A 12,539-nucleotide genomic window follows, 5' to 3' on the forward strand; every position below is an offset into this window, starting at 1 on the left:
AGCCTGAGCGCATGGAGTGGGCCTCCTGGTTCGACGCGCACGACTTCGAGATCGCGCGGCAGGTGCTGCAGCGTGGGGTGGCGGCGCTCGCCTTCCTGGCGTTCCTCTCGACGCTGAACCAGTTCCGCCCGCTGCTCGGCGAGCACGGCCTGCTCCCGGTGCCCGAACTGCTGCGGCTCGCGCCACGCCTGCGCGGGCCGAGCCTCTTCCGCTGGGGCTACACCGATCGCCGCCTCATCGTCGTCGCCGTGGCGGGGCTCGTGCTCGCGGCATCCGTCGTCGTCGGCCTGCCGCAACTCGGCCCGCCGTGGCTGCCGTTGCTCGTCTTCCTCGCGCTCTGGCTCCTCTACCTGTCGATCGTCAACGTCGGCCAGACCTTCTACGGCTTCGGCTGGGAGATGCTCCTCTGCGAAGCGCTCTTCACGGTCGCGTTCCTCGGCTCGAACGAGACCCCGCCGCCGCTCACGATCATCGTGCTGATCTGGTGGCTCGTGTTCCGCCTCGAGTTCGGCGCGGGCATGATCAAGATCCGCGGCGGGCGCGAGTGGCGCGATCTCACCGCCCTCACCTACCACCACGAGACCCAACCGATGCCGAACCCGTTGAGCCGCCAGGCGCACCTGCTGCCGCGGTGGTTCCACAAGGGCGAGGTGCTCGGCAACCACGTGGCGCAGCTCGTTATGCCGTTCCTGCTGTTCGTGCCCGGCCCGGTCGGCTCGGGCGCGGCGGCGATCGTGATCCTCACACAGCTCTGGCTCATCGTGACCGGCAACTTCGCGTGGCTCAACTGGATCACCGTCGTGCTCGCGGCATCCGCCATCACCGATTCGGCATGGCACTGGCTGATTCCGGCGATTCCGACCGACCTGGGCACGGATGCCGCGGCGACGCCGATCTGGTGGGCGATCGTGGTGCTCGCGGCATCCGCCCTGCTCGTCGTGCTGAGCTTCTGGCCGGTGCGCAACCTGCTGTCGCGCCGGCAGCTCATGAACGCGAGCTTCAATCGCTGGATGCTCGTGAACGCCTACGGCGCCTTCGGCACGGTGACCAAACGCCGCATCGAGTTCGTCGTCGAGGGCGCGCTGGCCGAGTCGCCGGGCGACGACGAATGGCGCGAATACGGCTTCAAGGGCAAGCCCGGCGACGTGCGACGGGTGCCGCGACAGTGGGCGCCGTACCACCTGCGCCTCGACTGGCTGATGTGGTTCCTGCCGCTCGGGCGCATGTGGGAGCCGTGGTTCGAGGTGTTCCTCGCCCGGTTGCTCGAAGCGGATGCCCCGACGCTCGCGCTGCTGCGCACCGACCCGTTCGACGGGGCTGCGCCGCGTTGGGTGCGGGTGCGGGCATACCACTACCGCTTCTCGACGCACGCCGAGTTCCGCGAGACGGGGCAGCGGTGGGTGCGCACGCTCGAGGGCGACGTCGTGGCGCCATCGGGATTGCGCTGACCCGGTCCGCCCCCGCGGGTCGAGCTCGTCGGAATTGCGCTTTCGAGGGTTTGACGGGCCCAACCCGCAGTCGGGGCGAGCGTTCCCCGATCCGTCGCCGACGCGTCGATCACCCCACCCCGACTGTTCACCCTGTGCCGCCACCGTTTCACAGGGAACTCCTCGCGTTCGCCGCGAGGGCCGGTACGGCGACGCCAGAGAGGGTGCGGCATGCGGTGGAGGAACGAGCGGGACAGGGCACGCGGTTCGTCGAGGGGAGCGGTCGCTACGGCGATCGCGGCGGTGATCGGAGCGGCGATGCTCGTTCCGGCGCAAGCGGCGTTCGCCGTGCCGCTCGCCGACGCGCCCGCGACGGCGGTCGCAGCATCGAAGCCGAAGCCGAAGCCCCAGCCCTCCCAGCCGGTGGCCCCGCCGCCGCTGCTCGTGCCCGCCACCGGCGCCTTTCTCGAGGGCACCGAGACGATCGCCGCGACCCCCGTCGCCGTCGATGATGACGTCACGAGCCTCACGCTCGACGGCGCCGAGCTCGATGCCACCGAGACGGTCGGCGTCTCGTACCTTCGCTTCGACGTCGGCACGAATTCGATCGAGGCGCGCTACGGCAACCACGTGCTCGTCAACGGCGAGCACCGCCTCGAGCTCGACGACTCGGTGAACGAGCGGATCGACCTCGAGGTGCCGAACGGCTACCTCGTGCAGGGCGAGAACACGATCGAGTTCGTCACAGGGGCCATCGAGTCCTCGTGTGGGCTCAACCACGACGACTTCGTGCTCTCGAACATCGGCCTCGAGTTGCTCGGCGAAGTCGCCGACGGCGAAGAGAACGAGTACAGCTACTCGTTCGGTGACGGCAGCTGCGGCTCGAACACGTCGCTTCGGCTCAGCGCCGAGCTCTCGTTCTTCGTGCTCGGCGACCCGCAGGGCACGACCGGGCTCACTGCGGAACTCGACACGACGACCGTCGCGAACGGCGAGCACACGATCGTCGCGAGCACGGCATCGGGCGTCAGCGCCGCGAGCACGGTCAACGTGAACAACGCACCGACGGGCGCGCCCTACGTGACCCCCGCCGACGGCACGATCGCGCACGGCGTGCAGCAGATCTTCGCCACGCAGCGCACGACCGCCGAGGGCGGCGTCGCTTCGCTCACGGTCGACGATGCCTCGATCGGGGCCGTGCCCACACTCGGCGCGGGCGACGCCGCATTCAGCTTCAACGTCGGCTCGAACTCCATCGAGGCGAGGTACCGCAGTCACCTGCTCGTGAACGGCATGCGCCAGGACCTCGGCGGCGACTACCTGAACCGCCGCGTCGACATCGCCTTCCCGAACGAGTGGCTGAAGCCCGGCGCGAACACGATCCAGCTCGTCACGGGCGGCGTTGACGCCACGTGCGGCGTCAACCGCGACGACTTCGCCGTGTCGGCGATCGCGCTCGCTTCTGCCAGCGGCGCCGCTGCCGGTGTCGCACTCAAGCCCACGTACAGCATGGGCGACGGCAATTGCGGCAGCAGCGCCACCGCTCTCCGAGAGGTCACGCTGCAGTTCACCGTCGAGGGCGCCGCGCAGGGCCTGCGCGCCGACTTCGACACCACGACCATCGACGACGGCGCTCACACGATCGCCGCGGCATCCACCACCGGCGAAGTGGCGACCCGCTCCATCGTGACCGACAATTCCGGCCCGGCCGTGCTGTCGAGCGTGCCCGCCACCGGCCAGACCATCACCAGCGCGGTCGCCCTCGACGTGCGGCTCGACGATCCGTCGGGCGTGCTCTCGGGGCCCGACGTCACGCTCGACGGTGCCGCCATCGCGCTCGCCGCCCCCATCGGCCCGGGACTCGCGGCCGGCGAGCACACCCTCGTGGTGAACGCCGTCGACGGCCTCGGCAACGCGGTCGCGCACGAGATCGTCTTCGTCTCCGCCGGCATTCCGGATGCCCCGGCGGAGCTCGCTCCCGCCTCGGGCAGCACCGACGTCGGCGACGCCGTCAGCCTCTCGGCACGGGTCGCCGAACCCGATGGCGGGGAGGTCACCGCGACCTTCTCCCAGGCCGAGATCCTCACCCCGAACCACGTGTGGCAGGGCACCTCGCCGATCGTGCCCACGACGCTGCAGGTCGAGGGCGAGCAGAAGGTCACGGGCCCCTCAGCGCTGACTCCCGGTGACGGCCGGACGCTCGACACCGAGGCATCCCGCGATGTCACCTTCCAGCGCTTCGACGTGATGGTGAAGGGGCACGTGCAAGCGCCGGTGCTGCGCTGGGCCGGCGTCATCGACCCCGACCGCCTCGCGTCACTGCGTGCGTGGAACCTCGAGGCCGGCGCCTGGGACGTGCTCGCAAGTGCGCGCGGTGCCGCCGCCGGCGACACGGTGCTCACGGCGAACGTCGACGATCGCTATCTCGACGGCCAGCGGGTGCACGTGATGGTCACGGGCGAAGACCCCTTCGCCGACGACCTCGAAGCCGGCGACCCCGATGGCTTCGCCGACCCGGCGAGCTACGACTTCTCGATCGCGCACTTCACCGACACGCAGTACATCTCGGAGGGCGCCGTCGAGCAGGAGACGTCGGCAGAGCGCGCGGTCTGGGAATCGGCCTACGCCGGCATCGTCGACTGGATCGCCGCGAACGCCGAGTCGCGCAAGATCTCCTACGTCGCCCACACCGGCGACGTGATCGAGAACAACATCCGGAAGCCCGCGACCCCCGAGCTCGAGCAGCAGGTGGTCGGCGAGTTCGAGGTCTCATCGCGGCAGCAGGGCGTGCTCGATGCGGCGGGCGTGCCGAACGGCGTGATCGCGGGCAACCACGACAACCAATCGGGCACCGAGAACGGCGCCGAGGCGATCTTCAACCGCTACTACGGACCCGACCGTTACGCGGCGGCATCCGAGGGGTGGGCGCACGCCGAGTACGGCGGCCCGTGGCGCGAGGGCGACAACCAGAACCACTACGACCTGTTCTCGGCCGGTGGGCTCGACTTCGTCGTGGTGGGCCTGTCGTACGGCGTGACCCGGGAGGAAGCGGAGTGGGCCGGCAGCGTGTTCGCCCAGTTCCCGGGCCGCAACGGGATTCTGCTCTCGCACGACTACCTCGCGCCGAGCACCCAGCCCGACGGCCGGAACGCCGCGTTCTCGGCGCCCGACGGCTCGATGCTCTACAACACGGTCGTCGCCGAGAACCCCAACGTGTTCTTGATCCTCGCGGGCCACGAGCACGGCGTCGGCACGAACGTGAAGCCCGATGTCGGCGAGATCGGAAACGGTGTCGTCGAGCTGCTGGCGGACTACCAGTTCTACACGGTCTCCGCCGACAGGCTCGGGCTCACCGAAATCGGCGGCTACCAGCCGACTGATCAGCTGCGCTTCGGGGCGAGCTTCTTCCGCTTGCTGCAGATCGACGTCGAACGCGGCATCATGAACGTCGACACCTACTCGCCGCTGCTCGACGAGTTCGGCGCCACCGAGTACGACGACCGGCACCGCTACGACGGCACCGAAGACAACATGGTGCTGCCGATCGACCTCACGAGCCGCACGACGACCCTGCAGACCGACTCGGTCGCGATCTACTCGCCGACGGCCGTGATCGGCGAGTCGACCGTCGCCTCCGGTGAGGTCGCCACCGTCGACTGGTCGAAGCTGAAAGCCGGCAACGCCTACGCCTGGATCGTCACGGCACGGTCGGCGGGCGGCGGTGAGACCACCTCCGAACCGGCGGTGTTCGTCACGAAGGACACGACGGGCAAGCCCGGAGTGTGGGACCAGCAGTCGCCGCTCTTCCCGTTCTTCCAGCCGAGTGAGCCCGTCGCGGGATGACCGACCATCCACCTCGCCGCCGCGGTCCGTTCGCACGGACCGCGGCGGCGATCGGCGCCGCGTTCATCGGCGCCGCAGTCGTCGCACTCGCGCTTCCCGCGGCACCCGCTTCGGCGCACGATGCCACCACCTCGGCAGCCGCCGACATCGAACGATCGAGCGGAGCGGTCGTCGTCGAGCTCGAACTCGAGTACGACCTGCTGATGAAGTCGGCGTGGCTCTACGCCGAGGCCTACGAGGCGACCGACCGCGACGTGCAGCTCGAGCAACTGGCCGAGAACGCCGACGCCGTCGACGAGTACGTCACGGAACGGTTCGCACTCGACGCGCACGGAGATCGCTGCCGCCTCGAGCGGGTCGACACCGGTGACATCCGTGACCGCGATGCGCGCGCCTTCGCCGTGCTCACGTACGCGGCCGATTGCTCCGGTGCCGCCGACGCGACGCTCTCGGCGTCGAGTGCGCTGTTCCCCGATATCGAGGGGTTCGTGCACGACACCGAGACGCTCGTCTCATGGAACATCGACGGCGTCGCGGGCAGTGCGCTGCTCACCGCGGCGACGCCGACCACCGAGCTGGGGTCGATGGCCGGGCACCTCGGCGAGTTCTTCCTGCTCGGCGCCGAGCACCTGCTGCTCGGACTCGACCACATCCTCTTCCTCGTCGCTCTCCTCCTCGGAGCCAGGAGCCTGCGCGGCATCATCGTGACCGCGACGACCTTCACCGTCGCGCACAGCGTGACCTTCCTCCTCGCGGGCATGGGGATCGTGAGCGTGCCGGCCGAGATCGTGGAACCGGTCATCGCCCTGTCGATCGTGGCGGCCGCAGGCGCCGTCTTCTTCCGTCGAGACGTGCCGGCGCGGTACCTGATGCCCGTCGTCTTCGCGTTCGGGCTCCTGCACGGGCTCGGCTTCGCGAGTGCGCTCGGCATCGTCGCCGCCTGGTCGTGGGAGCTGCTCGGCTCGCTGCTCGTCTTCAACCTCGGCATCGAGGTCGTGCAACTCGCGATCATCGCCATCGCGTTCCCGCTGCTCCTGCTGCTCCGGCGCACGCCTGCCGCTGATCTCACGACGAAGGCGATCGGCGCGCTCGTTGCCGCGGTGGGGCTGTTCTGGGTCGTCGAACGCGTCGTCGCCGCGGTCGGAACCGTCACGGCCGTCGCGGCCGGGTGACCGGGCCGAATGCGCTCAGGCGCCGGCCGTCTCCTCAACCGGACGGTGCTCGACCTCGTCGACCGAGGCGCTCGGCATGGCGAGTCCGCCGGCGATCGTGACGACGGCCGCCGCGAGCACCGCCACGAACACCGCGGTCGATGCGCCGTGGATCGCCACCGGCGAGTGCTCGCCGAGCCCTGATCTCGCGATCACGCCGTTCGCCACCGCACCGAAGATCGCGACGCCCACCGCGCTGCCGATCGAGCGCAGGAACATGTTCGCACCGGTGACCACGCCGCGTTCCGTCCACGGCACCGACGACTGCGCGGCGATCAAGGTGGGCGAGGCGACGAGCCCGAGGCCGAGGCCCACGATGAAGCATGCGATCGCGGTGGTCCACACATTCGGCACGAATGATGCCGCGACGAGCGCCGCTGAGCCGGCAACGGTGATCGCGAGGCCGATGAGCGCGGTGCTGCGGAAGCCGATGCGCAGGAACAACCGGCCCGCCTGACTCGCCGAGATGGGCCAGCCGAGCGTCAGCGCGGCGACCGCGAGGCCCGAGATGAGCGGCGTGGCGCCGGCAGTGGCCTCGAGGAAGGTGGGTACGTACGACGTCAGCCCGATGAGCACCGCGCCCACGCCGAGCGAGATGAGCGAGGTCGTCACGATGAGCCGGCGTGAGAAGACCCAGAGCGGCAGCACCGGTTCGGCGGCCCGCCGCTCGATGAAGACGAAGGCGACGAGCAGCAGTGCGCCGACCGTGAATGCACCGAGCGACTGCCACGACAGCCATGCCCACGCCTGGCCGCCCTCGAGCACCGCGAGGATCAGCAGGGTCAGCGCGATCGTGAGCGTGCTGGCCCCGGCCACGTCGATGCGGTGCTTCTCGCGGGTGACCGACTCGTGATAGGCGCGCACGAGCATCCACGCCGCGATGAGGCAGAGCGGGATGTTGACGAAGAAGATCCACCGCCACGAGGCGAACTCGGCGAACAGGCCGCCGAGCGTTGGCCCGACGACCGACGAGACCGCCCAGACGCTCGCGATGTAGCCCTGCACGCGGGCGCGCTCGCGTACCGAGTAGATGTCGCCAGTGATGGTGATCGAGACGGGCAGCACGGCGCCGGCGCCGAGGCCCTGCACCGCGCGGAACACGATGAGCGAGGTCATGTCCCATGCGAAGCCGCAGAGCACCGAGCCGACGAGGAAGAGGCCGATGCCGATGAGCATGATCGGCTTGCGGCCGACGGTGTCGGCGAGCTTGGAGTACAGGGGTACGGAGACGGCCTGCGCGAGCAGGTAGATCGAGAACAACCACGGGAACTGGGTGAACCCGCCGACGTCGGCGACGATCGACGGCACCGCCGTGGCGAGGATGGTCGAGTCGATCGCGATCAGCCCGGTCGCGAGCATCACGGCGATGAGCACCGGCCCGCGCTCGGAGCGGAATCCCACTGCGGTCGTCTCGGCCACGTTCCTCCTCGGTTCCGGGCGCGCAGAAGTGCTCCCATGAATGGCAACGCCGGCGAGCCCGATTCATTCCGGATGTCGCCGACATCGTGCAGCCGTTCTGCCCCGCGGATACCGGAACGAACTCGCCGGGTCAAGCACGTGCTCCGGACGGCGCCGCCCGCTACCGTCGGATTCATGCGGATCCGAACGAAACGAGTGGCGCCCGCGCCACCCCCTGCCAGCGCGGAGATCACGAGCGACGGCCACGGGCGGACACCCGAGGTCAAGATCCGCGCCTTCCGCATCGGATTCGTCGGCGCGCTCGGGGTGCTGCTGGCGGTGATGCTTGGCGGCATTCTCGGCGAGCTCGGTACGGTCATCCTCTACGTGGCCCTCGCACTCTTCCTCGCGCTCGGCCTCGACCCCATCGTCAGTTGGCTGCAGCGACGCGGCATGCCGAGGTGGGTCGCGATCCTCATCGTCTTCGCCGGGGTGATCGGCATCTTCGCCGGCCTCATCGCGACCATCGTGCCGATCGTGGTCGAACAGACAACGATCGTCGTCGAGAACTGGGACGACATCGTCACGAACTTCACGAACAGCGATTTCGTGGCGTGGCTCAACAACCTCACCGGCAGCGGACACGCGATCGAAGACGCCATCACCTCGGCGGGCGACTGGCTCGCCGACCCCGAGAACCTCGGTTCGCTCGGCGGCGGCATCCTCGCGGTCGGCGTCGGCATCGCGGGCGGCTTCACGGGCGCCACCATCGTGCTCATCCTCACCCTCTACTTCCTCGCCTCGCTCGACTCGATGAAGCGCTACGCATCGCGCTTCGTGCCGGCGAGTTCGCGCGGCGCGTACCGCGACGTCTCCGAAGAGATCACGGGCTCGGTCGGTCGCTACGTCATCGGCCAGTTCGGTCTCGGCGCGATCAACGGCGTGCTGAGCCTCATCTACCTCTCGATCATCGGCGCGCCCGCTCCGATCCTGCTCGCCTTCATCGCGTTCCTCTTCTCGCTCGTTCCGCTCGTCGGTACCCTCACCGGCGCGGTCATCATCTCGTTGGTCTCGTTCGCCGCGTCACCCGAGACCGCGCTCGCCGCGGCGATCTACTATCTGATCTACATGCAGGTCGAGGCCTACGTGTTGAGCCCGCGCATCATGAGTCGTGCGGTCGCGGTGCCCGGGGCGCTCGTCGTGATCGCCGCGGTGGCGGGCGGCACGCTCGGCGGGGTGCTCGGCGCGCTCGTTGCGATTCCCGTCGCTGCGTCGCTCATCATCATCGTCGAGAAGGTCGTCTTCCCGCGTCAGGACACCGTCTGACCTGACCGCGGGAGTACCCGTTGTGCGCGAGAGTTCCGATCGCAAGTCATCTTGCGGGTACTCGGCCGCGCATCAGGTACTCAGAACCAGATGCTGAGGTGGGGGGTGCGCTGCGAGGCGAACATGCGATCGGCGAGTTCGATCGAGCGCGGTGACGTCTCGCTGATGCGTCCAGCCCGGGCGAGCACCGAAGGGTGCACCCCGCCGAGGTAGATCGCGCCGAGCTCGCCGACCCCGAGCCGGATGCCGCGTGCGCCCTTCACGGATGCCGCGGCTTCCGCTGAATCGATGGCCGTGACCTCGGCTCGGCCCGCGTCGTCGACGACGAGTTCGAACCGACCGGCGGCGATGCCGACCGGGTCGGTCACGTCGATCACGAGGCGACCGGCCGTGCTGTACCGGCGTGCGGCGAGGGCCGCGACCGGGTCGATCACGCGCAACCAGAGGTGATCGACGACGTCGGTGAGCGTGATCGCCCGCGGGTCTTCGAGCAGCCACGGCAACGGCTCGTCGACCGATCGCAGCAGCCCGCGCGTGCCCGACACGTAGTCCTGCTCGACGAGGAATCGCCAGAGCGCCCGCTCGGCATCGTCGGTCGCCGCGGCGAAGAAGTCGAACTCGGCGACGCCAGGCTCGTTGGGCTCGCGGGTCACGTGGAAGACCGCGAACCCCTGCGGGTGGCCGCGCTCGTCGTCGTAACGCACGACCCTGCGCGACCGCGACCGCTCACCCTCGGGGTCGTGCAGGCCGAGCACGCGATCGAGCAGGCCCGGCCAGCGGTCGATCTCGCCCGGGGTGCGCGCGACGGCGCGGCGAGCCAGTGCCGGCGCGATCTCGCGAACCGACGCGGCGTCGACGAACTGCACGCGGCCCGGGGCATCCGGACCGACCCAGTGCGCGCGCCGCCGGTCGACGTACACGGTCGCCGAGCGCGCGGCGGGGGCGTAGCCGTACCGTCCGTAGATCGTGGCCTCGGTCGCGGTGAGCATGGCGAGCGCAGCGCCGGCCGCACGTGCGTTCTGCAGTTCGGCGAGCATCAGCGCGCGGGCGATGCCGCGGCGCCGGTGCGTCGGCGAGACGGTGACGGAACTCACGGCCCATGCGTCGACGCTGCGGCCGCCGGGAACGCTGAGGCCAGTGGGCCAGCTCGAGACGGTCGCCACCGGCACGGCCGGGTCGGCGATCGTGGGGTCGTACACGCCGTGCACACGGCGGTCGGCGAGCATGCCGCGGTCGAACTCGAGGTCGATCGGGCGAGGCCGCGCGTGGTGGAAGCCGCGGAAATCGGCCTGCACCCAGGCATCCGTTGCCGCGGCGTCGCGCGTGTCGACCAGGCGATACGCGAGCCCTCTCGCGGAGAGCGTGGCCAGTGCCTCGGAGTCGGCGGGGAATCCCTGCAGGTCGAACGACATCAAGCCATCGTAGTCGGCGGGTCGTCGACGCGGGGCTGCGAGCCGCCGGCACCGACTGCGAGGTCGAAGCCGACACCGCGGCCGTTCCAGACGAAGAACGCACACGAATCGTTGTCTCGTGTCGCGGCGAATTCACGCGCACACTGGTGGCATGCGTCGACTCCCGTTGATCGCCGCCGGCCTCGGCATGGTCGTCGTCGTGCTGCTCGTCTCGGGCTGCGCCCGGAATCTCATCGGCGAACCGATCGAGGTGACGGCGAGCTCCTCGCCCACCGGCGAGGTCACGGGTGACGGCACCGTTCGCGAGGCCGACGGGTCGGCTCCCGAACTCTGCCTCGGGGGAGTGGCCGAGTCGTATCCGCCGCAATGCTCGGGCCCAGAGATCGTCGGCTGGGAGTGGTCGCGCGCCGAGGGCGAGGAGACGGCCTCCGGGGTCACCTGGGGCGGATATTCCGTGCGTGGCACGTGGGACGGCGAGCGGTTCACCCTCACCGAACCGCCGGTGCCGCACGAGCCGGGTGAAGTGCACGCGATGCTCGATCCGCGGTTCGACCCGGCGAATGCGGGCGACTCGACGGAGACGGAGCTCGACGCGGTGCAGGCCGAGCTCCGTGCCGAGGTGCCGTCTCCGCTGCCGGCCGATGGACGCGTGCCGTACCTCGCGTCATGGACCGAGAACGGCTACGTGGTCGTCCTGGTGATCTTCGACGACGGGGCCGCGCAACGCCGGATGGACGACCGATTCGGCGACGGCCGCGTGATCGTGCTCTCGGCGCTCGCGCCGGTTGCGTGAACGCTACGCGGTCACGGATGCCGCGAGGTCCGGGCTCACCGCGGTCGCCCGGTCAGCCCGCCCGTGGCGGCGTGGACTCGCGCAGCACGACCTCGGTGGGCACCGGCTGCTCGTCGATCTCGCGCGTGTCGTCGAGCGCGAGGCGCAGGGCGCGGCGACCGACCTCGTCGAGCGGAATGCGCACGGTGCTGAGCGGCGGGGTCACGTCGCGCACCGTCGGAATGTCGTCGAAGCCCGCGACCGCGACATCGCGCCCCGGCACGAGGCCGGCATCGCGGATCGCCGACATCGCACCCACCGCCATGACGTCGTTGACGGCGAACACGAGTTCGGTGCCGCCGAGGCCTCGCTCGATGAGAGCGCCCATGCCGTCGTAGCCGCCGTCGCGCGTGAAGTCGGGGCGCACGATGCGGGCCGCGTCGATCGAGATGCCGGTTGCCGCGAGGCCCGCGGTGAATCCGCGGAAGCGATCGTCGGCCGTGCGCAGGCCTTCGGGGCCGGCGATCGCGGCGAAGTCGCGGTAGCCGGCTTCGACGAGGGCTCGCGCGAGCGCTTCACCGCCGGCAGCGTTGTCGAGGCTCACCGTGCGGAATGGCAACTCGTTGCTGCTGATGAACGTCACCCGCCCGCCGTTCGCCTCGAAGGCGCGCAACTCGTCGGCGAGTGCCGCCGAGGTCGGCTCGTCGTCGCGACGGGAGGCGGCGAGGATCATCACTCGCGGGCGCTGGCCCCGCAGACTGCGCACGAGCGCGAGCTCGCGCTCGGGATCGCGCTCGGTCGCCGCCACCGTGACGATGAGGCCCTCGTGATCAGCCTCGCGAACGACACCCGCGGCGATCTGCGAGAAGTACGGGTCGGTGATGTCGGCAACGAGCAGTGCGACGGTCATCGAGGTGCCGCGAGCGACCGCCTGGGCCGAGAGGTTCGGCGAGTAGTCGAGCTTCGCCGCGGCGGCGAGCACGCGCTGGCGGAACTCATCGTTGACCTTGCGGTTGCTGCCGTTGAGCGAGCGCGAGGCGGTCGCGAGCGAGACGCCTGCCTCGCGTGCGACATCGTGCAGCGTCGCCGGTGTGCGCCTGCTCGTCATGCCGCCGTCGACCATGGTTCCTCCTGCATCAAGTCGCCCTCG

The 12,539-nt window shown here is 70.0% G+C and carries 8 protein-coding genes; 5 read left to right on the plus strand and 3 right to left on the minus strand.

What is annotated here, in order from left to right:
* The first annotated feature begins 11 nt into the window (after window positions 1–11).
* The 3 genes from H521_RS0110555 (at window position 12) to H521_RS22825 (ending at window position 6,442) form a co-directional block, all read left to right on the plus strand.
* Window positions 12–1,448 (plus strand): lipase maturation factor family protein, encoded by a 1,437-nt coding sequence (locus H521_RS0110555; RefSeq protein ID WP_022892991.1) that lies wholly within the window; start codon window positions 12–14, stop codon window positions 1,446–1,448.
* A gap of 297 nt (window positions 1,449–1,745) precedes the next feature.
* Entirely contained in the window at window positions 1,746–5,270 is a 3,525-nt protein-coding gene (locus tag H521_RS25055; protein ID WP_169513983.1) for a metallophosphoesterase, read from the plus strand.
* On the plus strand, window positions 5,267–6,442 hold the full coding sequence (locus H521_RS22825; RefSeq protein ID WP_022892993.1) for a HupE/UreJ family protein: 1,176 nt from the start codon (window positions 5,267–5,269) through the stop codon (window positions 6,440–6,442). The genes H521_RS25055 and H521_RS22825 overlap by 4 nt, the downstream gene beginning before the upstream one ends.
* Window positions 6,443–6,457: 15 nt before the next feature.
* Here the strand turns inward: H521_RS22825 and H521_RS0110570 are convergent, their stop codons facing one another.
* Window positions 6,458–7,840, minus strand: coding sequence for an MDR family MFS transporter (locus H521_RS0110570; protein ID WP_084512269.1), 1,383 nt, complete (start codon window positions 7,838–7,840; stop codon window positions 6,458–6,460).
* A 234-nt stretch (window positions 7,841–8,074) separates the two neighbouring features.
* On the opposite strand from H521_RS0110570, the gene H521_RS0110575 reads away from it, so the two are divergent.
* A complete protein-coding gene (locus H521_RS0110575) occupies window positions 8,075–9,205 on the plus strand; it encodes an AI-2E family transporter (protein ID WP_084512272.1) in 1,131 nt (376 codons plus the stop codon).
* A gap of 80 nt (window positions 9,206–9,285) precedes the next feature.
* Here the strand turns inward: H521_RS0110575 and H521_RS0110580 are convergent, their stop codons facing one another.
* On the minus strand, window positions 9,286–10,617 hold the full coding sequence (locus H521_RS0110580) for a GNAT family N-acetyltransferase (protein ID WP_022892996.1): 1,332 nt from the start codon (window positions 10,615–10,617) through the stop codon (window positions 9,286–9,288).
* Window positions 10,618–10,768: 151 nt separating this feature from the next.
* On the opposite strand from H521_RS0110580, the gene H521_RS0110585 reads away from it, so the two are divergent.
* A complete protein-coding gene (locus H521_RS0110585; protein ID WP_022892997.1) occupies window positions 10,769–11,410 on the plus strand; it encodes a hypothetical protein in 642 nt (213 codons plus the stop codon).
* A gap of 52 nt (window positions 11,411–11,462) precedes the next feature.
* Here the strand turns inward: H521_RS0110585 and H521_RS0110590 are convergent, their stop codons facing one another.
* Window positions 11,463–12,512, minus strand: a complete 1,050-nt coding sequence (locus H521_RS0110590) for a LacI family DNA-binding transcriptional regulator (RefSeq protein WP_022892998.1) — start codon at window positions 12,510–12,512, stop codon at window positions 11,463–11,465.
* Window positions 12,513–12,539: the final 27 nt, after the last annotated feature.

Origin of the sequence: Agromyces subbeticus DSM 16689 (genome assembly GCF_000421565.1) — a bacterium.
In the GTDB taxonomy this organism is placed as follows: domain Bacteria; phylum Actinomycetota; class Actinomycetes; order Actinomycetales; family Microbacteriaceae; genus Agromyces; species Agromyces subbeticus.